We start from the raw sequence: 18,778 nt of genomic DNA on the forward strand, positions 1-18,778 counted from the left end.
TTTCCGCGGGCGCGCCGGGAATGCGGGCGGGGCAGTCCCGCCGAGGGGAGGACGAGTGGCGTACCCGGACATGCCCTCCGCCGCAGGCGTGCGGCGTCACGCGGTGGCCGGCGCCCCGCTGCTCTGCGACGCCCGGGAGCACGGCCTGGTCGGCGACGGGGCCGCCAACGACCAGCCGGCGCTCGCCGCGCTGGTGGACCGGCTCGGCGACGCGTACGCCGCCGACGGCCGGGCGAGGATCATCTACTGCCCGCCCGGGGTCTACTCGATGCGGGACTCGGGCACCGTGTGGCGTACCGGGGTGTCGCTGGTCGGCGCCGGCCCGGGGGCGACCCGCTTCGTGCTCAGCAACGCCGGCAACCGGGCCGACCCGTCGCCGCTGGCGTTCTACACCACCCTCCAGCACGGCGCCGACCGGGACCGGCACCTGGCCGACTGCACCTTCGCCGACTTCGAGATCGACGGCTCGGGAGTGGCGTCGGCGGACTACAACCCGCTGGCCAAGGGGCTCGGGTTGCAGTACGTCGTACGGGGCGTCTTCCGTAACCTGTACATCCACCACACCGCCGCCACCGGCCTGGGCTGCGACTTCCTCCAGGACTGCCTGATCGACGGGGTGCTGGTGGTGGGCTGCGGGCGGCTGGACAACGGCACCGAGATGGGTGGCGCGGGCATCGGCGTCGGCATCGGCGGCTGGGGCAGCGTGGAGCGGTTCAACATCGTCAACTGCAGCGCGGTCGCCAACGCCACCAACGGCATCTTCCTGGAGTTGCAGGAGGTGGGCCAGCTGCGCCCACGGGGAGTGCGGATCATCGGCTGCCACACCCAGGGCAACCGCTTCGGCATCTCCGACTGGGGCGCGAACGGCCTGATCGTCTCCGCCTGCACGATGACCGGCAACCTGGAGGCCGGCTTCCACGTCTCGGCGAAGGGCACCACGCACACCGCCGGGCGGGGCGGCATCCTCACCGACTGCGTGATCGACGGCAACCTGCGCGACGGGGTCAGCATCGGCAACACCCCGGGCCCGTACACGATCCGCGGCAACCGGATCAGCGGCAACGGCCGGTACGGCTACCACCAGCGCGACCTCGGCGGCTGCGAGGAGGCCGTAGCCGAGGAGATCGTCATCGAGAGCAACGACTTCTACGGCAACAGCGCCGACGCCATCCGCATCGACCGGCCGATCCGCGACGCCATCGTGGTCGGCAACCGGATCCGGAACAACGGGCGGCAGTGGGCGCCGGCCATGAGCGGGCACGGCGACTCGGTGCGGTACACCGAGAAGTCGGTGGTGGACCGGCGGGCGACGTGGCCGAACGACGGCCACCGGGGCAAGGTGGTGCACGTCGGCGAGCGGATCGCCGTGGTGGCGGCCAACGACGACACCGAGCTCACGCTCGCGCCGATCCGGCCGGACTCGCCGAGCGGGTGGAGCGGGGCCACCCCGGCGCCGGGCACGCCGTACGAGCTGCCCGGGGGACCGCCGGTGCGGGCGGGCATCGCGATCAACGCGGCCGTCGACTCGGCCACCATCCGGGGAAACCGGATCTGGGACAACAAGCAGCCGAGCACCCAGAACCACGGACTGTGGATCACCGCGCAGGGCAGCTGCGTGGACTGCCGCGTCGAGGACAACGACCTCGCCGGCAATGCCGACTCGGCGATCCGGATGGACACCCCGCCAGTGGGCGGCCGGTGGGAACGCAACCACGGCGACGACGACTGGACGTGAACCGCCGACGGCGCCGGAACGTGAGCACCGCCGCCGGCGCGGCGCAGGCGGGACGGACGGGCACCAGGGGGCCGGCGACCGGCGGGGGCGGACGATTGCGGACGGATCCGGAAGCAGGCGCGAGCGGCCCCATTCCGTGCAGGGCGGGAAATGCTTCCCGAAATTGCTTCTCCATTTCCGTCGAAATTGCGCACCGATGCGACGGGGCGTGGAGAGAATGTGGCTGAGGGACACCAATTAACGGGGGGACGCATCATGGAGTTGAGGCGGCGACTGGCGGTGCTGGCCGTGACGATCGCGGCCGCGCCGTTGGCCCTCGGCGGGTGCACCGCCGACCGCGAACCGGGCGCCCGGCCGGCCGAGGGACGGGCCGCGGCGGCACCGGAGTTGACCGTGACGCCCGCCGACCGCGCCCGGGAGGTGCCGATCACCGCCGAGGTGGGAACCGCGGTCAGGAACGGCAAGGTCACCGCCGTCCGGATCACCGACGACAAGGGCGCTCGGGTCGAGGCGGAGCCCCGGGAGGACGGCTCGGGGTGGGTGCCGAAGGCGCCGTTGCAGCCGAAGCGCACCTACACCGCGGAGGTGACCGCCACGGGCGACTCGGGAACGACGACCACCCGGAAGACCACCTTCACCACGATGCCGAAATCGACGAAGCCGCAAATCACCAGCACGCTGTACTTCGCCGGTAATCGGACGTACGGCACCGCCATGCCGGTGACCGTGGCGTTCGACCCGCCCATTCCGAAAGAGGCCAGGGCCGACGTGCAGCGCCGATTGTTCGTGAAGACGGATCCGCCGCAGCCGGGCGCCTGGTCGTGGGTGTCCGACGGCAGCCAGGCCTATTACCGGGCCCCCGATTACTGGCGGCCAGGAACCAGCATCAGCGTCCGCGCCGGGCTGGAGGGCCTGCCGATCGGCAAGGAGCGGGTCGGCGACTCCGACCGCACCGCCACCTCGAAGATCGGACGGCAGGTAGCCCTGGAGATCGACAACGCGACCAAGCAGATGTCGGTGCTGCGGGACGGCAAGGTGGTCCGCAAGATCCCCGTCAGCATGGGCAAGCCGAGCACGCCGACGTCCAGCGGCAAGATGGTGATCATGGAGAAGCACGAGTTCACGACGTTCGACACCCGGGGTTCGGCCGACCCTTACGTGGTCGACGTCGAGGACGCCCAGCGGCTCACCTGGGGCGGCGAGTTCATCCACGCCGCGCCCTGGTCGGTGGGGGACCAGGGCAGCACCAACGTCTCGCACGGCTGCACCAACGTGTCCAACGAGGCCGCGGACTGGCTGATGGGCGTCACGCAGGTCGGCGACCTGGTCACCATCAAGGGCACCGAGGTCGAGTTGAACGAGGGCAACGGCTGGACGGCCTGGAACGTCAGCTGGGACGAGTTCGTCAAGGGCAGCGCCCTGCCCGTCCCGGCCGGGCTGCGGCCGTCCCCGTCGGCCGCGCCGCACCCGGGCGCGGTGGCCGGGGGCTCGCCGGCGCCGGCACCGTCCGTGCGCGGCGGCTGATCCGACCGTACGCACACCCGCCGGACCGGCCCGCCGCCACGCGGGCCGGTCCGGCGGGTGTGCCGGTCGTCGCGCGGCTCAGCCCAGCGGCACCCGGGCCACCCCGGGACCCGTGAGGCTGCCCAGCCACAGGTGCCCGCCGTGCTGACGGACGCCGGTGATCATGTCGTACGTCCCGCGCGGACCGTGCAGGGTGCGCAGCACCCGCCCCTCGCCGTCGACCTGGGCCACCAGGCCGTAGCGCAGCGGCTTCGGCTGCACCGCCGCCGGCAGCACCGCCACCAGCTGCCGCAGCCGGGGGTGGGGCAGCAGCCGCTCGACCACCGGCACCCGGGGGCTGGGCAGCGCGATCCAGTACGTCCCGTCGCCCACCGGGGTGAGGTTGTCCGGGTACGCCGGCAGGTCGGCCAGGACGGTGACCGCGCCGTCGGCCAGGGCGACCCGCACCAGCCGGTGGGTGGCGGTCTCGACCAGCATCAGCGCCGACTCGTCCGGGGTGAGCGCGAGCCCGTTGGGGAAGTGGAACCCGGCGCGGACGACGTCGGTGCGTCCGCTGCGCGGGTCGTACGCCAGCACCCGCCCGTTGGGCCGATGCTCCAGCAGGTCCCGCTTCCAGTGTGAGAGCGGGAAGCGGTCGGAGGAGTCGGTGAAGTAGACCGTGCCGTCGCGGGCGACCGTGGCGTTGTCGGCGAGGTGCGCCCTCGCCCCGAGCCCGCCCAGCTCGCGTACCGCCCCGTCACCGGTCACCCGCAGCAACCCCCGGTACGCGTCGCAGACCACGAGGCTGCCGTCGCGCGGGTCGACCTCCACGCCCAGCGGTCGGCCTCCGGTGTCGGCGAGCGGCCGGGGGAGGGTGCCGGGCGGCGCGTCCACCGGCCACCACCAGAGCCGGCCGTCCTCCGATCCGCTGACGACCCGGCCGGACGGGTCGACGACCACGTCCTCCGGGCCGGACACGCCGGCCGGCAGGGGCAGCAGCTCGACGGCGTCGAGCCGGCGGTCGGCGGGCGCCCACGGACCGTCGAGCGGCGGCGGCACGGTGGCGGGCTCGCGGACGGGTCGGATCAGTCGGGGCGCACGGGGGCGGGGAGGGACCATGAGCCCATTCTCGCCCGCCGATGTCGCAGCCCACAGGCCCTGCGGGTGTCCTCCCTGAGGAGGATCCGGGAGTCTCCGGGTAGACCCTGGGCGTACCCGGATCCGGTCCCTCAGCAGGGCGGAAATGTCGGTGGCGGGGGATAGGTTCGTCGGTATGCGACAGCGCGACGACCGGCTCCACATGGAGATCACCGTGGCCGACCACGAGGTGGAGGTGCGGGCGACCGGCGAGGTCGACATCGCCACGGTCGCCGCCTTCCGCTCCGCGCTCTGGGACGCCCCGCCCCGGCCCGTGCTCCGGCTGGACCTCTCGGGCGTTGGCTTGCTCTCCGCCACCGGGGTGCGGGCGCTGGTCGCCGCGCACCTGCGCGTCCGCGCCCGGGGCGGGGAGCTGGTGCTGCTCCGTCCCGACCCGGTCGTCGAGCGGGTGCTGCGGGCCACCGGCCTGCACCGGGTCATCCCGATCGTGGATCCGTGCGCCGACCGGGAGCTGGTGCCCTGCTGACCGAGGGTGCCGCCGGTGCACCTTCCCGGCCGCGAGACCTGCGGCGCCCGGGGCCCGGGCGCCGCAGCGTGCGGGTCGGTGCCGACGGCGTCTGACGCCGCCCGCACCGACCCGTGGTTCGCCGTCCACACCGACCGGCCGTACGTCGTTTGCACCGGCCGGCCGTTCGCAGGCGGCACCGGCGCCGGTGGTCGGGCGATGGCCCGCTGCGGTGACCGGCCCGCCGCCGTGCGGTCGGCCGCGCGCTTGGCGTCCGGCCGTCCGCTCGGTGGATCGACTCGCGCTCAGCGCACGCCGAGCAGGTCGACGACGAAGACGAGCGTCTCGCCCGGCTTGATGACGCCGCCGGCGCCCCGGTCGCCGTAACCCAGGTGCGGCGGGATGGTCAGGCGGCGCCGGCCGCCGACCCGCATGCCCACGACGCCCCGGTCCCAGCCGGAGATGACCTGCCCGCCGCCCAGCGGGAACTCGAACGCCTCGCCCCGGTTCCACGAGGCGTCGAACTCGCGACCGGTGGAGTGCGCGACCCCCACGTAGTGGACGCTGGCCAGTTGGCCCGGCTGGGCCTCCGGCCCCTCGCCGACGGTGATGTCGTCGATGACGAGATCGGCCGGGGGCGCGCCCTCGATCGGACCCACCTCGGGCTTGCCCGAGTGGGCGCCTGCTGCCTGGTTCATTCGGGAGTCTCCTACCGTTTCGGTCCTGATGTCCGTCACCCGAGATCCTGCCCGATGGCGTTCGGGCGTCGCGTGGCGGTCCCCGCCCGGAACGCCCGACGGGTCCCGGGCGGCGCGCCGTCCGGCAGTCGAGCGGGTAGGCGAGGCGGCCGGGCGGGCACGCGATACGTCCGGGTGAGTACAGGAGGCGGCGGGGCGGGCACGTGAGGCGGCCGGGCGCCCGCGAGTTGGCCGGGCGGGCACGCGGAAGCGGGCGCCACCGGTGGTGACGCCCGCTTCCGGGGAGATGCCGTACCCGGTCACCGCAGCCAGGGGAACCGCCGCACGATCGGGAGCTTCGCCCACGCCCTGCCCAGGCCAAGGGTCGCGCCGGCGTTGACCAGGGCGAGACCGACCAGCAGCGCCGCGTTGAGCAGGTGGTCGTCCATGAAGGGGTTGTTCTCGGGAGGCAGGACGACCGTCCACATCATCACGTAGAGCACCGCGCCGGCGACCGCGGCGACGCGCATCCCGATGCCGAGCAGCAGCGCCACGCCGATCGCGGCCAGGCCGGTCATGAAGAGCACGTCGGCCCAGGCGGCCCCGGCGATGCCGTGGTAGAAGTCCGCGAACGGACCCGCGGCACCGAAGGTCAGGAAGCCCTTGGTGGGGCTGCCGCCGTTGATCCAGGCGTTCTTCGCCTCGGTGGCGAAGCCCAGGCCGAAGACCTTGTCCAGGAACGCCCAGAGGAAGGTCCAGCCGAGGGCGATCCGGATGCCGGCGAAGACGTACCGGGCCGCCCGTTCCCTGGTGGTCTCGTGCCGCGTCTCCGCCACGGGAGCGTCGGTCCTGGCGGTGGTGCGCTCGATCGTCGCGGTCATTGTCTCCACGTCCCTTCGTGTGCCTCGCACCGCGCTTTCCCGGTGGCATCTCCATTGGACGCCGGCCGGCGCCGGCGGGGCAGGGCCGACCGGGCCCCACCGGACCGGGACCTTGGACCCCTTCCGGCCCGGTCCGGCGGCCCTGACCCGGCGGGCCGGCCCGGCCGTAGCGTCGCAGGTGAGACGACAGGGAGGTCGTGATGAGGACGTGGCAGGTGGGCGACGTGATGACGCGGGAGGTCGCGACGGTGGGGGAGGAGACCCCCTACCGGGAGATCGTCGACGCGTTGGTCCGGCGGGGCATCAGCGGTGTGCCCGTGGTGGACGGGTTCCGCCGGGTCCTCGGCGTGGTGTCGGAGTCGGACCTCCTGCACAAGGTCGAGCGGGCCGGCCACCCGGACGAGCGGCGGGTCTTCGAGGGGCGCCGTCGCCGCGCCGCCCGGGAGAAGGCCGACGCGCTGGTGGCGCGTGAGCTGATGACCGCACCGCCGGTGACGACCTGGGCGGAGGCGACGATCTCCGCCGCCGCCCGGCAGATGGACCGGGAGTCGGTGAAGCGGCTGCCCGTGCTCGACGACCTGGGCCGCCTCGTCGGGATCGTCACGCGCGGCGACCTGCTGCGGGTGCACCTGCGCACCGACGCGGAGATCCGCGAGGACGTGGTGCACGAGGTGCTGCGGCGGGTGCTCGCCGTGCGGGACGGCCTGGTCACGGTCCGGGTGCGCGACGGCGAGGTGACGCTCGACGGCCGGCTGGACCGGCGCAGCGCCGTCGAGTTGGCGGGCCGGCTCGCCGAGCAGGTCAGCGGCGTGGTCCGGGTGACCAGCACCCTCGCCTACGACGTCGACGACAGCGCGCTCGTCGACCTCGACGCCGACCGGGTCACCCCGGTGGCCTGACGCGACCGCGGTCCAGGCCCGCCGACACCGTGCGGGTCCGGACCGCCCCGGGGCCGAGGCGGGTCGGGACCCGCCCGGGTGCCGATCGTGGGCCCGGCCCGCCGCGGGAGGCGGTCACCGCCCCGCCGACCCCGGTGGGCCGCCCGGACGCCTGACGTCGGCGCGGGCCGGAACGTCGGCGGCACCGACTTGTCCGGACCCGCCGTCGGCCCGTGGTCGGCTCGCCTAGGCTCGGGATCGGACGCGCTCGGGCCGCCGCCGGCCGCCGGAGGGGCACCTGCGCCACCGGACGCCGTCGGGGATGCGGAGGACGCCGGGTGGACGAGGCGACGTTCGCAGCACCGCTGTGGGCCTGGGCGGCGGTGGGCGTGGTCATCGCCGTCATGCTCGCCGTCGACATGTTCTCCCACCGCGACGACCACGTGATCGAACTGCGTGAGGCGCTGCTGTGGAGCGGCGTCTGGATCACCGCCGGGCTCACGTTCGGGCTGGTGGTCTGGCTGTGGCGCGGCGGCGAGCCGGCCGGAGCGTACTTCTCCGGCTACCTGCTGGAGAAGGCGCTCTCCGTCGACAACGTCTTCGTCTTCGCGCTGCTGTTCGGCTACTTCCGGGTGCCCGCCGCGTACCAGCACAAGGTGCTCTTCTGGGGCGTCGTCGGTGCGCTCGCGTTCCGGCTGGCCTTCATCTTCGCCGGTGCGGCGCTGCTGGAGCGGCTGACCTGGGCCGGCGTCGTGCTCGGCGCCTTCCTGATCTGGACGGGGTGGCGACTGGCGGTACGCGGCGAGCCGGACGTCGACCCCGACCGTAACGTCGCGGTCCGGGCGTTCCGGCGGCTGGTGCCCACCGAGCCCCGCTACCACGGCGGCCGGTTCACCGCCCGGGTCGACGGCCGGCGCAGGGCCACCCTGCTGCTGGTGGCGCTGGTCGCGATCGAGGCCACCGACGTGATCTTCGCGATCGACTCGGTGGCGGCGATCCTCGCCATCACCACCGACACGTTCCTCGTCTGGACGGCGACCGCGTTCGCCGTACTCGGCCTGCGCAGCCTCTACTTCTGCCTGGCCGGCCTGCTGCGGCACTTCGGCCACCTGCGGTACGGGCTGGCCGTGCTGCTGGCCTTCGCCGGGGTGAAGCTGATCCTGGCCGAGACGCCGGTGGGGAAGCTGCCGGTCTGGCTGACCCTCGCGGTGGTGGTGCTGACGCTGTCGGTCGCGATCGGGTGGAGCCTCGTCGGCGCCCGTCGGGAACGGCGCCGGCGGGCGCGCGGGTGACCGGTCGAGGTGGGGGTCGCGGCGGTCAGCCCGGGTGCACGACCGGGGCGGCGAGCTGCGCGGCGAGTACGGCGGGCGCCTCGGCGAGCGACGGGCCGTACCAGGTCAGGTGCCTACCGGAGACCAGGGCGCAGGGGGTGCCGGGAAACGCCTCCGGCCCGTCGTCGGCGGTGAAGAGGTACGGCTCGTCGGGCAGCACGACCAGCTCCGGCGCGCGGGCGCGCAGCTTGTCGAGGGCCGGGCGGGGGTAGCGCTCGACGTGGTCGGCGTACACGTTCATCACGCCGAGCCGGCGCAGCACGTCGCCGGCGAAGGTGTCGGCGCCCAGCACCACCCACGGCCGCCGCCATACCGGCACGACCGCCCGGCGGGCCGGCCGGGCCGCAGGCAGGTCGGCCCACGCCCGGCGGGCCAGGGCGAGCCACTCCGGCTCGGCGGGGGCGCCCAGGTCGCGCAGCAGGTCGGCCAGCTCGGTGAGCGCCTCGTCGACGGTACGCGGGTAGGTCACCCGCACCGGCACGCCGGCGGCGCTCAGCGCGTCGGCGTCCTCGCGGCGGTTCTCCTCGACGTTGAGCAGGACCAGGTCGGGGCGCAGCGCGAGCACCCGGTCGAGATCGGGGTACTTGCTCCCGCCGACCCGCGTCACCTCCAGCCCGGCGGGGTGGGTGCACCAGTCGGTGGCGCCGACCAGCAGACCCGGCAGGGTCAGGGCGACGGCCTCGGTAAGCGACGGCACCAACGACACGACGCGCACCCGCGTACCTCCCCGGTCCGGTACGCCGAGCGCCGGCGTACCGGTCGATCATGCCCCGACCCGCGATCCGGTCGCCGGACAGGCGTCCCTTGCGACGGCTCTACAACGTTGTAATACTCGCCGGGTCCCCTCAGGAGGTTCGATGAGGCCCCACGCCACCCCGCCCGCGCCGCCCGCCGCCCCCGCCGAGGAGGAGGTGCCGCTGGTGGCGCTCGGCGAGCTCTACCGTGACGGCATCACCGCCTGCCGGGGCGCCTTCGCGGTGGACTGGGTGGACCGCGTCGGCGAGGACGTCGAGGCCGCCTTCCGGGAGGCCCGTTCCCGCCCCGACGGCGCGGTCGGTCGCGGCCCGCAGCGGTGGTACGTGGAGATCCACCCCGAGCAGCTGCGCGGCTTCGTCGACCTGGTGACCCACCCGTGGGTGGTCTCGGTGTGCCGGGCCGTGCTCGGTCCCGACTACCAGATCGTCGAGCTCGGTTTCGACATCCCGTTCCCCGGCGCGGTCATGCAGCCGTGGCACCGGGACTTCCCGATGCCGGAGGACACCCGCCGGCAGCGGCGGCTGACGTCGCTGGCCTTCAACCTCACCACGGTGGACACGGTGGAGGAGATGGGGCCGTTCGAGATCGCCCCGGGCACCCAGTGGGACGACGGGCGGGACTTCGACCACCAGATGTTCCCGCCGAGGGAGCGCTACCCCCGCTACGAGCAAGGGGCGGTCCGCAAGTACCCGCAGCGCGGCGACATCTCCGCCCGGTCCGCGCTGACCGTGCACCGCGGCACGCCGAACGTGTCCACCCTGTCGCGACCGGTGCTGGTGCTCGGCGTCGACGCGCCGGGAGCCGGCAACGCCGAGCACCACGACATGGCGGTCACCCGGGAGTACTGGGCGGGCCTGCCCGAGCAGGTGCGCGCGCACCTGCCCTGCCCGGTGGTCGACGTCCTGACACCGATCCGGCAGAAGCACACCATCGAGGGCCTGGTGATGGGCGCGCAGTAGCCCGCGCCGCACCTGGCTCCGGTCAATTCAGGCCGTCACACGGACTTCGACGCAGGGCCCATGCCGTCCGGAACTGGCGGCGCTGCAGCTCCCGCTGTGTTGCCTGGCCGCCGCGCTGGGCTCGGTCAGCCTCCGGCTGGTTCGGTTCCGGCTACCGGGTCGCTGGACTCTAGACGGCCTCTGCTGGGTCTGGACGGGTTCGCGCGCTCCACCGGACGACCGCCGGTGCGGCGAGCCCGACCGCGACGAAGATGCCGCCCATCAGCAGCCAGCCGGGGGCGCCCCAGGCGATGCAGAGCAGACCCAGGATGGAAGGGGCGGCGACGTTGCCAAGGCCCGTGCCGAGCCCGGAGATTCCCGTGTATTGCCCCTGTGCGTGTGCAGGCGCGAGCCGGAATTGCAGCTCGAGCGAGCCCGCCGCGTGCCAGAGCTCGCCGACGGTGTGCGCGGCGACTCCCAGCGTCATCACCGTGACGGCGAGCCATCCGGGCATGTTCGACGTGGCGGCGATCAGGGCCATCCCGATCAGGAACGCCAACCCGGAGCGACGCATGGCCCGGCCCGCCGCTGGACTGGTGTCGATCCCCCGGCTGGCTCTGACCTGGAGCGCCGCGACGAGGGCGGTGTTGACCAGCACGGCCATCCCGACAAACCAGCGCGGGGCGTTGGTCTGCGAGATGATCCACACCGGCAGTGCGAAGACCAGTACCTGGCCCTGAATTCCCATGATGGCGTCGAGCACGGTGACTGCCATGTAGGGCTTGTCCCTCAGTGCGATCCAGCGCCCGGTCATCTGGGGTGCCGGGATCGGCGGTAGCGAGGGCAGTCGGGTGATGATGGCGGCGCATGCCACGAAACTGATCGCGTTGCCGGCGATCAGGGCCAGGTAGGCGGCGCGGGTGTCCAGTTGCACTGCGACGCCGGCGGCGAGGGCACCGCCGCATCCGGCGAGGTTGGCAACCGAACGAAGATAGGCACGGTACGAGGCCGGGTTTGTGCCGCCGAAGCCGCGCACCAGCGGGCCGCGAGACGCCCCGCCGGCTGAGTGAGCGAGCTGGGTCAGGCAGACCAGGACGACGAACAGCCAGAACGTGTGGACGAAGGCCAGGGCGGCCGTGGTGACGGCCCGGATGACCAGAGTCAGCAGATAGATCTCGCGTGGGCCGCGCCGATCGGCGAGATGCCCCGTCGGGATCCCGGCGACCGTCCCGACGAGTGCGGCGGCGCCCAGGCCCAGGGCGACCTGCGTAAGGGGGAGCCCGACGGAGCGGGTGAAGAAGAGCACAGCGCTGGCCATGAAGAGGCCGCTTCCGAGCATGTTGACGAAGGTCGCGATGGCCAGAACGCGCCGAGGGCCGGGAGCGGGGATGAGTCCTCGGGCAACAGGCCACGAACTGTTCGGGGGCGGGAGGGGAATCGACGTTTTCGCTGTCCGCAAAGTGACGGGGCCTCTCGTCGATGATGGTGGACTTGTGACAGGGCTCTGCCCCTCCGGGGCGCCGCTACTCGAGGCTGGCCAGCTCATCGGGAGACAGGACCAGCGCCCCGGCGGCCAGGTTCTCGACCAGGTGCTCGGGGTTGCTGGTGCCGGGAATGGCCAGCAGGTGGGGCCCGCGGCTGAGGGTCCACGCGATCCGCACCTGCGCCGGCGTCACGCCGCGCGCGTGTGCGATGGCCTGCACAGCCGTGTTGGCGGCCACGCCGCCGGCCTCACGCGCGTCGCCGGCGATCGCGAAGAACGGCACGAATGCAACGCCCTGTTCGCCGCAGGTGCGTACGAACTGGTCGTGCATGCGTCGGGTGTCGACGCCGTACGGGTTCTGCACGCAGACCACCGGGGCGATCGCCTGCGCCTGCGCGAGGTGCTGCGGGCGGATGTTGGACAGGCCGAGGTGCCGGATGAGGCCGGCTTCGCGCAGGTCGGCCAGCGCGCCGAAGTGCTCCGCGACCGATTCCAGGCCGTGCTGGCGCAGGTTCACGACATCCAGGTGGTCGCGGCCGAGCTGACGCAGGTTCTCCTCGACCTGCCCGCGCAGCTCATCCGGCCGGGCCAGCGGCAGCCACCCCCCTGAGGGGTCACGGCCCGGCCCGACCTTCGTGGTGATGACCAGGTCGTCGACGTACGGCGAGAGCGCCGTGTTGATTATCTCGTTGGCCGACCGGAGCGGCGAGAAGTAGAACGCCGCCGTGTCGATGTGGTTCACACCGAGCTCGACCGCCCGGCGCAGCACACCGACAACCCGGTCGCGGTCGCTCGCCGCACTGCCGGTGCTCGTCAGGCGCATCGCGCCGAACCCGATTCGGTTGACAGTCAGGTCGCCGAGCGTCCAGGTGCCTGCGGACGCCGCAGTGATCGTGCTAATGGGCATTGGGCGAACTTAGCCACCGCCGCTGACCTGCGCAGTCGATCGTCCGCCCGATACCGCTCGCGCAAGATCACTGCTAACTTATCTATTGTGGGAAGCGCTCTGCCGGGGGAGCGCAGTGGCAGTCCCAATTTCATACCGGCCCTGACCACATCCGCGGTCCGCACGTGACGACAGGCCGTCCGAGGACGAGGCCCGACTGGACCCTGGCCGATAGGGCGCTGGCTCAAACGCAACGCGATGTCACTACCCGATCCGACTCGCCGTCCGCTACGAAGCCACGGTTCACCTCGCCGACATCAACGAGTGACTGGGATTGACTCTGATACAGGCGCTAGTCGGCGTCGCGACGCAGCCAGTGCTCGCGGGTCAGCGCGTACTCCACCTCGCCGTGCTCCGCGCCGTCGATCAGCTCCGGCCAGTCCCCGACGTACGTCCGCACGAGCCGCAGCCCGGACTTCTCCATCACCCGGCGCGACGCGGCGTTGACGGTCATCGTGTTCGCGGTGACCCGCCGCACGTCGAGCTCGGCGAAGCCCTTGTCGATCAGCGCCCGGCAGCCCTCCGTGGCGAGCCCGGCGCCCCAGGCGGCCCGGCGCAGCCGGTAGCCCAGCTCCACCTCCCAGGCGTCGCCGTCGCGGGTCGGACGGAACTCGAACCAGCCCAGGAAGGCTCCCGAGCCCCGGTCCTGCGCCGCCCACCAGCCCAGGCCGGGCGCCCGTCGGTAGTGGGCGAGGATCCGGGGCAGGACGCGCTCCCGGACCGCCTCGGGCGGGGTGGGGCGCCCGCCGGTGAGGTACCGCATCACCTCGGGATCACCGTCCAGCTCGACGAGCAGGTCGGCGTCGTCGGGGGTGAACTCGCGCAGCACCAGCCGTGGGGTGCTCAGGAAGACGCTCACCCGCCCATCCCAGCGGCACGGGGCGCGCAGCCTCAATCGAATTCCGGGTGTACGGCCCGAGAGGCACCACCACCACACCAATCATGATCGACCGCCTAGACTCGCCCCGGCCGACGCGTCGGCCGGGACCGGCGGCGGGACGGACGGATCAGGCGGATGACGAGCACCGGTGGTGGGGACGACTCCTGGCTGCGCGCGGTCGCCGGGGACGGTGGGCGCGGCCCGCTGCTCGTCCGGGGCGACCAGCTCGTGCACGGTCCCCGCCGGCTGGGCGAGCTGGTGCAGGGGCGCCCGCCGGGCGTCACCGGCAACCAGTGGAGCACGGCCAGCCGGGAGGGCTACGACCTCGTCGTCTGCGCCGCCGACACGGCCCGACCCGTCTTCGCCGTCGAGATCGGCCCCGACGCGCCTCCCAACTCCGCCGGGCAGCGGGTCGAGCGGCTCAAGAACGCGGTCGCCGCGGCGGTCGGCCTGGCGGTGCTGCGGATCGGGTCGCCGACGCTGCGGGCCGAGGCCCACGGGCGCCGGATCGTGGCGTACGTGATCGACGCGCGCGCGTACGCGGCCCTCGGCGCGGGGGAGCCCGACGACACCGAGGCACCGCCGGTCGGCTTCCGCGACATCCTCGGCCGGCTGCCCGACGGGCGGACCGGTCCCGTCAACGACCTCGGCGCCCTGGCCCGGGCCGCCGCCGTCGAGGCGTACGTGGCGCGGCGGCTGGTCGACCCGATCGTCCGGGGCCTGCACGTGCGCTGGGCGGAGGGAACCGCCGAGGGGTGGAGCTGGGTGCAGGTACGCCCCGACGCCTGCCTCGTGGAGCGGGTGACGGTGCGCGAGCGGCGGGTCTCCGCCGGGGTGGACCCGGGGCGGCTGGCCGAGGACCTGGCGGCGGTGGCCGTCGGCGAGCGCCTGCGCACGCTGGACGCGGCCGAGCCGGTGCTGACGCCCCGCGACGAGTTGTTCGCCGAGATCCGGCGGCTCCAGTCGCGGCACGACGAGATGACGGGCGGCTTCGCGTTCGCCCACCTCTGCGAAGACTGACCGGCCCCGCCTCTGCGCGGACCGACCGGCCCGCCCGCGCGGACGTCACCATCCAGCACGCGGAGGCGGCAGGTCCGCGCGACGCGACCGCCCGGGGGCGCCACGGGTCGGCCCGCCGACGGCGGTCGGCGGTAAGGACCCCTCCGAATTCCCGGAGACGCGTTGAACCTTCGCGCCGGGCGTCCCGTACTCCTGCGGGAATGGACAGGATCTTCCCGACCGCGTCCCGTGACGCGGTAGACGGTGCGGAAAGGGCATCGTCGGTGATCGACGTGCCGCCGGTTCGCCGCGACGGTCCCGTCGGGGTGCGCCCCTCGATTCCGTCGGTCCGCCGAGGCCTCGAATCAACTGCCGGATGGCGAAGGAGAGCAATTCGATGCGCAGGTCCACACGGGTGCGCCGGTCGTCCGGCACCGCCCGGAGCAAGCGGCTGCTGGCCGTCGTCGGCACCCTCGCCGTCTTCGGCGGGATCGTTGCCGTGACCCAGATCTCGTCGGCCGAGGACCGGCGGTCGACCAGCACCCGGCCGGCCTCCGCCGCCTGCGTGGAGCCCAGCCCCGGCGCGACCGCGCCGAGTGGGCGCGGCACCACCCGGACGTGGCAGAACGGCCGGTGGGTACGCAACCACTGGGGCGACGGGCAGCAGACGGTCGCGGAGTGCGAGCAGACGCGCGACGGCGGCGCCGACGACGGCGGCTCGGCCGTGGCCTGCCCGGACGTGGCCGGCCAGCTCCCGCGGGTGCCCGATCGCGCCCGTGCCGAGGTCGACCGGAACCTGAACCTGTTGCAGACCCAGATCGCCGAGGCGGACCGGCGGCTGGCGGCCGAGGGGCGGCGGGGCGAGGAGTTCGTGCGTACCTCGATCCTCCAGCCGCTGGCGGCCAGGCGGCGGGCGACGCTGGAGCGGATCACCATCGCCATCGACCGGGTGGGGCCCCGGCCGCAGGGCCTGGCCCGGCTCGCGGAGTGCCGGGTCGCCCCGACGGGCAACAACGGCGGCGGCAACAACGGCGGCAACAATGGCGGTGGGAACAACGGTGGTGGGAACAACGGTGGTGGGAACAATAGCGGTCCCGGTTCCGGACTGGGCGTGATCGCGAACGACTGCGACGACAGCCGGTTGCAGCCGCACGACGGTTTCCAGAACGGCAACCGCTGCGTCAGCACCGCGTTCGGTGAGGTCGGTGCCGCCGCGAACAATCCGTCGCTGCTGATCACCGAATTCCCCGAGCGGGTGGACGCCAACCAGCCGTTCACGCTGCGGGTCTCCACCCGCAACCTCGTCCGGGACCGTTTCCTGGCGGCCGGGCAGGGCGGGTACTACGTGGAGAGCTCCCTGCTCGACGACCAGGGACTGGTGCGGGGCCACTTCCACACCGCCTGCCGGATGCTGGGCAGCCTCCGGCAGCCGCCGCAGCCACAGGAGGTGCCGGCGTTCTTCGTCGCGACCGAGGACAACCGTGGCGGTGCCGAACCCGACGACGTCACCATCCAGGTTCCCGGCCTGCCCGGAGCCGGTACCGCCCAGTGCGCGGTCTGGGCCGGCGACGGCTCGCACCGGGTGCCGATGATGGAACGGGCCAACCAGACCCCGGCCTTCGACGTGGTGCGCATCCAGGTCGGCTGACCACCGCAGCGGGGCCGTCCGGGCGTATCCCGGCGGTCCCGCGGCGGCGCGTTCACGCCAGCGCCGCGGCCTCGCGCAGGGCGGCGGGCGCCGCGGCGGCCCGCAGGGCGGCGATCCGACGGGCCCGGGGCCGCACCGCGAGGAGGTTGCCGACGGCCACCAGCAGGGCCAGCCCGAACAGCCCCAGCCAGAGGACGTCGGTGGAGAACCGGGCGGCGACCAGGCCGCCCAGCGTCGGCCCGGCGAAGCTGGCGAAGGCGTGACCGAGCGAGTAGACGCCCTGGTAGCGGCCGCGCTGGGCGGCCGGCGCCAGGTCGGCGGTCAGCGCCGAGTTCGACGGGGTCATCAGCATCTCGCCGAGCGTCCAGACGCCCACCGTGAGCGCGTAGAACCAGACGGCGTCGGCCAGCGCGGTCAGGGCGAAGCCGGCGCCGATCACCACGACGGCCACAGCGACGGTGCGGGACCGGTCGAAGCGGCCGATCAGGCGAGGCACGAAGAGCTGCCCGAGCACGATCATCAGGCCGTTGACCGCGATGACCGGCCCGAACGCCGACGCCGGCAGCCCGTCGGCCTGCAACGCCACCGGCAGCATCGCGCTGCTCTCGATGCAGAGCCAGGCCAACCCGGTGAGGGCGGTGAAGGTCAGGAAGACCCGGTCCCGCAGCACGGTGCCGAGCCCGCCGGAGTCGACGCGGGCGACCTGCGCGACGGTCACCGGGGCGGGGCGCGACTCGGGCACGGTCAGGCCGATCAGCGCGGCGGTGCCGAGCAGCACCGCCGCGTTGATCGCGAACAGCAGCAGCGGCTGGACCCGGACCAGCAGGCCGGCCACGGTCGCGGCGACGGCGAACCCGATGTTGATCGCCCAGTAGTTCAGCGTCAGCGCCCGCAGGCGGTCCCGTTCGCCCACCACGTCGATGACGGTCGCCGTGAAGGCCGGCCGGGCGACGCCCAGGCAGAGCCCGAGCAGCAGGGTGAGGGCCGCGATCGCCACGGGGTGGCCGCTCAGGCCCAGCGCCATCGCCGCCGCCGCGGCGGCCACGTTTCCGGTCAGCATGGCGGGTCGTCGCCCCCACCGGTCCGCGACGATCCCGCCGAGCACGCCCCCGGCCGCGCTGCCGGCCCCGTGCAGCCCGATCACGATCCCGGCGTACGCGGGACTGAGGCCGCGTACGGACACCAGGTAGACGCCGAGGTAGATGGCGACGAAGCTGCCGAGCCGGTTGATCAGCGTGGCCGTCCACAGGTACCAGAAGGTGCGGGGCAACCCGCCCGCCGTCTGGCTCCACCATCGCGTCATCCGCCACCCCCGAGATCCGCGCAGGTAATGCTCGACAAAGCTGTCGCTCATTACACTCGGTTAGGGTGACGATCGCGGGGGCGCCTCGGTGTGATCGTGGCGATGATCACGGCCGGGAGGTCGGCGAGCGCGCCTTGTCGGACGACTCGAAGCGCCCCGGCGTCGCCGATGGCCGATGCTGCAATGGGAGCGGGCCGAGAATGGACCCGCCGGCGGGTGCGGGCCCCGCGAATGGTCCGCCGTGGGAAAAGACCGGCGGGGCCGCGCTGATTCCTCAGCGTGACCCCGCACGAGCCCGAGCGTGAGCCCGGCGGTCAGCGGTTCTTGTACGCCTCGACGACCTCGACCGGGATGCGGCCACGCTCGGAAATCTTGTAGCCGTTCTTGGTGGCCCATTCCCGGATGGCCCGGTTCTGCTCCCGGTCCATTCCCGAGCCGCCCGACGCGCCCGCCCGCCGAGGGGGCCGCCCGGCGTCGACGGCTCCTCGACCGATCCGCCGGCCAGCGTTGATGTACGGGTCGAGGGCCTTGCGCAGCACGCCCGCGTTCTCGTCGGAGACGTCGATGGTGTAGGCCACGCCGTCCAGACTGAACTCGACGGTCCGGTCGGCCTTTCCACCGTCGAGGTCGTCGGTCAGGACCGTGATTACTTTTCTCGCCATCGTCAATTACTCCCTGTGTGGGGCGGGGTGTGGTCAAAGTTTGACCTATCCCACGGTGAATCCGCAACAATGCGCGTCGTCCTCATTTCGGCGAGTCGTGTTATGGCGGGAAAACGGGTCGGCGCAAAGCCCGGCGTTCAGTCGCCGAGCAGACCGGCGTGACCCGCGAGCGCCGCCGCCTCGGCCCGCGTGGATACTCGCAACTTCCGCAGCAGCGCGGCCGTCATCCGCTTCACGGTGCGTTCCGAGACATGCATCCGTTCGGCGATCTCGACGGTGCTGCGTCCCCCCGCGATGGCGCGCAGCATGACCCGTTCCTCGTCGTCGAGGTCGATCGGGGCCGGCCGGCCGGGACGCAGCAGCGCGCGCAGCAGGTGTCCCGGCAGCACCGCCCAGCCGTCCAGGACGGCCAGCAGCGGGGGCAGCAACTCCTCCGGCTCGGCGGTGTGGCCCTCGAGGTGGTGCTGCCCGTGCCCGGCGCCGGTAGGTCGTCCCCGCGGGGCCACCGGTTGGCCCGGTAGGGCCGGCTGTCGGGGGAACCGCCTCGGTGACAGC

Annotated in this window: 18 protein-coding genes; 8 read left to right on the forward strand and 10 right to left on the reverse strand. The window is 73.3% G+C overall.

Annotated elements, in window-relative coordinates; translation table 11 throughout:
• The first annotated feature begins 70 nt into the window (after positions 1–70).
• Both GA0070610_RS11430 and GA0070610_RS11435 read left to right on the forward strand, forming a co-directional pair.
• Positions 71–1,735, forward strand: a complete 1,665-nt coding sequence (locus tag GA0070610_RS11430; protein ID WP_089003426.1) for a right-handed parallel beta-helix repeat-containing protein — start codon at positions 71–73, stop codon at positions 1,733–1,735.
• A 255-nt stretch (positions 1,736–1,990) separates the two neighbouring features.
• Positions 1,991–3,259 carry a L,D-transpeptidase gene (locus tag GA0070610_RS11435; protein ID WP_089000011.1) on the forward strand — a complete coding sequence of 423 codons (1,269 nt, stop codon included), beginning with the start codon at positions 1,991–1,993 and terminating at the stop codon, positions 3,257–3,259.
• Positions 3,260–3,337: 78 nt separating this feature from the next.
• Here the strand turns inward: GA0070610_RS11435 and GA0070610_RS11440 are convergent, their stop codons facing one another.
• Positions 3,338–4,357, reverse strand: coding sequence for an SMP-30/gluconolactonase/LRE family protein (locus GA0070610_RS11440; protein WP_089000012.1), 1,020 nt, complete (start codon positions 4,355–4,357; stop codon positions 3,338–3,340).
• Between the two features lie 154 nt (positions 4,358–4,511).
• Here GA0070610_RS11440 and GA0070610_RS11445 point away from each other — a divergent pair, with 154 nt between their 5' ends.
• Positions 4,512–4,862, forward strand: coding sequence for an STAS domain-containing protein (locus tag GA0070610_RS11445; protein WP_089000013.1), 351 nt, complete (start codon positions 4,512–4,514; stop codon positions 4,860–4,862).
• Positions 4,863–5,146: 284 nt separating this feature from the next.
• Here the strand turns inward: GA0070610_RS11445 and GA0070610_RS11450 are convergent, their stop codons facing one another.
• Together GA0070610_RS11450 and GA0070610_RS11455 are read right to left on the reverse strand one after the other, a co-directional pair.
• A complete protein-coding gene (locus GA0070610_RS11450; RefSeq protein WP_089000014.1) occupies positions 5,147–5,539 on the reverse strand; it encodes an FKBP-type peptidyl-prolyl cis-trans isomerase in 393 nt (130 codons plus the stop codon).
• Between the two features lie 299 nt (positions 5,540–5,838).
• A complete protein-coding gene (locus GA0070610_RS11455; RefSeq protein ID WP_172896515.1) occupies positions 5,839–6,408 on the reverse strand; it encodes a DoxX family membrane protein in 570 nt (189 codons plus the stop codon).
• A 191-nt stretch (positions 6,409–6,599) separates the two neighbouring features.
• Between GA0070610_RS11455 and GA0070610_RS11460 the strand changes: the two genes are divergently transcribed.
• Together GA0070610_RS11460 and GA0070610_RS11465 are read left to right on the forward strand one after the other, a co-directional pair.
• Positions 6,600–7,298 (forward strand): CBS domain-containing protein, encoded by a 699-nt coding sequence (locus tag GA0070610_RS11460; protein WP_089000016.1) that lies wholly within the window; start codon positions 6,600–6,602, stop codon positions 7,296–7,298.
• Positions 7,299–7,615: 317 nt separating this feature from the next.
• Entirely contained in the window at positions 7,616–8,569 is a 954-nt protein-coding gene (locus GA0070610_RS11465; protein ID WP_089000017.1) for a TerC family protein, read from the forward strand.
• A 25-nt stretch (positions 8,570–8,594) separates the two neighbouring features.
• On the opposite strand, the gene GA0070610_RS11470 is transcribed toward GA0070610_RS11465, so the two are convergent.
• A complete protein-coding gene (locus tag GA0070610_RS11470; protein ID WP_089000018.1) occupies positions 8,595–9,323 on the reverse strand; it encodes a helical backbone metal receptor in 729 nt (242 codons plus the stop codon).
• A 142-nt stretch (positions 9,324–9,465) separates the two neighbouring features.
• Here GA0070610_RS11470 and GA0070610_RS11475 point away from each other — a divergent pair, with 142 nt between their 5' ends.
• Positions 9,466–10,323: a phytanoyl-CoA dioxygenase family protein gene (locus GA0070610_RS11475; protein WP_089000019.1), complete on the forward strand. Its 858-nt coding sequence runs from the start codon at positions 9,466–9,468 to the stop codon at positions 10,321–10,323.
• Between the two features lie 169 nt (positions 10,324–10,492).
• Here the strand turns inward: GA0070610_RS11475 and GA0070610_RS11480 are convergent, their stop codons facing one another.
• From GA0070610_RS11480 to GA0070610_RS11490, 3 genes are all read right to left on the reverse strand, one after another.
• Positions 10,493–11,761 carry an MFS transporter gene (locus GA0070610_RS11480; RefSeq protein ID WP_269458872.1) on the reverse strand — a complete coding sequence of 423 codons (1,269 nt, stop codon included), beginning with the start codon at positions 11,759–11,761 and terminating at the stop codon, positions 10,493–10,495.
• A gap of 64 nt (positions 11,762–11,825) precedes the next feature.
• Complete coding sequence (locus GA0070610_RS11485; protein ID WP_089000021.1) at positions 11,826–12,692, reverse strand: aldo/keto reductase; 867 nt, start codon at positions 12,690–12,692, stop codon at positions 11,826–11,828.
• Between the two features lie 331 nt (positions 12,693–13,023).
• Entirely contained in the window at positions 13,024–13,590 is a 567-nt protein-coding gene (locus GA0070610_RS11490) for a GNAT family N-acetyltransferase (protein WP_089000022.1), read from the reverse strand.
• Positions 13,591–13,746: 156 nt separating this feature from the next.
• Between GA0070610_RS11490 and GA0070610_RS11495 the strand changes: the two genes are divergently transcribed.
• Both GA0070610_RS11495 and GA0070610_RS11500 read left to right on the forward strand, forming a co-directional pair.
• Positions 13,747–14,631 (forward strand): hypothetical protein, encoded by an 885-nt coding sequence (locus GA0070610_RS11495; protein WP_089000023.1) that lies wholly within the window; start codon positions 13,747–13,749, stop codon positions 14,629–14,631.
• Between the two features lie 376 nt (positions 14,632–15,007).
• On the forward strand, positions 15,008–16,258 hold the full coding sequence (locus GA0070610_RS11500) for a hypothetical protein (RefSeq protein ID WP_089000024.1): 1,251 nt from the start codon (positions 15,008–15,010) through the stop codon (positions 16,256–16,258).
• A 52-nt stretch (positions 16,259–16,310) separates the two neighbouring features.
• Here the strand turns inward: GA0070610_RS11500 and GA0070610_RS11505 are convergent, their stop codons facing one another.
• The 3 genes from GA0070610_RS11505 to GA0070610_RS11515 form a co-directional block, all read right to left on the reverse strand.
• Positions 16,311–17,561, reverse strand: coding sequence for an MFS transporter (locus tag GA0070610_RS11505; RefSeq protein ID WP_089000025.1), 1,251 nt, complete (start codon positions 17,559–17,561; stop codon positions 16,311–16,313).
• A 314-nt stretch (positions 17,562–17,875) separates the two neighbouring features.
• On the reverse strand, positions 17,876–18,223 hold the full coding sequence (locus tag GA0070610_RS11510; protein WP_089000026.1) for a histone-like nucleoid-structuring protein Lsr2: 348 nt from the start codon (positions 18,221–18,223) through the stop codon (positions 17,876–17,878).
• Positions 18,224–18,360: 137 nt separating this feature from the next.
• Complete coding sequence (locus tag GA0070610_RS11515) at positions 18,361–18,729, reverse strand: helix-turn-helix domain-containing protein (RefSeq protein WP_231926069.1); 369 nt, start codon at positions 18,727–18,729, stop codon at positions 18,361–18,363.
• Positions 18,730–18,778: the final 49 nt, after the last annotated feature.

This window comes from Micromonospora echinofusca (assembly GCF_900091445.1).
In the GTDB taxonomy this organism is placed as follows: domain Bacteria; phylum Actinomycetota; class Actinomycetes; order Mycobacteriales; family Micromonosporaceae; genus Micromonospora; species Micromonospora echinofusca.

Bases quoted from the DNA above. Each gene is read 5' to 3' on its own strand.
- GA0070610_RS11430 (WP_089003426.1), top strand. From the start codon at position 71: ATGCCCTCCGCCGCAGGCGTGCGGCGTCACGCGGTGGCCGGCGCCCCG.
- GA0070610_RS11435 (WP_089000011.1), top strand. From the start codon at position 1,991: ATGGAGTTGAGGCGGCGACTGGCGGTGCTGGCCGTGACGATCGCGGCC.
- GA0070610_RS11440 (WP_089000012.1), bottom strand. From the start codon at position 4,357: ATGGTCCCTCCCCGCCCCCGTGCGCCCCGACTGATCCGACCCGTCCGC.
- GA0070610_RS11445 (WP_089000013.1), top strand. From the start codon at position 4,512: ATGCGACAGCGCGACGACCGGCTCCACATGGAGATCACCGTGGCCGAC.
- GA0070610_RS11450 (WP_089000014.1), bottom strand. From the start codon at position 5,539: ATGAACCAGGCAGCAGGCGCCCACTCGGGCAAGCCCGAGGTGGGTCCG.
- GA0070610_RS11460 (WP_089000016.1), top strand. From the start codon at position 6,600: ATGAGGACGTGGCAGGTGGGCGACGTGATGACGCGGGAGGTCGCGACG.
- GA0070610_RS11475 (WP_089000019.1), top strand. From the start codon at position 9,466: ATGAGGCCCCACGCCACCCCGCCCGCGCCGCCCGCCGCCCCCGCCGAG.
- GA0070610_RS11485 (WP_089000021.1), bottom strand. From the start codon at position 12,692: ATGCCCATTAGCACGATCACTGCGGCGTCCGCAGGCACCTGGACGCTC.
- GA0070610_RS11495 (WP_089000023.1), top strand. From the start codon at position 13,747: ATGACGAGCACCGGTGGTGGGGACGACTCCTGGCTGCGCGCGGTCGCC.
- GA0070610_RS11500 (WP_089000024.1), top strand. From the start codon at position 15,008: ATGCGCAGGTCCACACGGGTGCGCCGGTCGTCCGGCACCGCCCGGAGC.
- GA0070610_RS11505 (WP_089000025.1), bottom strand. From the start codon at position 17,561: ATGACGCGATGGTGGAGCCAGACGGCGGGCGGGTTGCCCCGCACCTTC.
- GA0070610_RS11510 (WP_089000026.1), bottom strand. From the start codon at position 18,223: ATGGCGAGAAAAGTAATCACGGTCCTGACCGACGACCTCGACGGTGGA.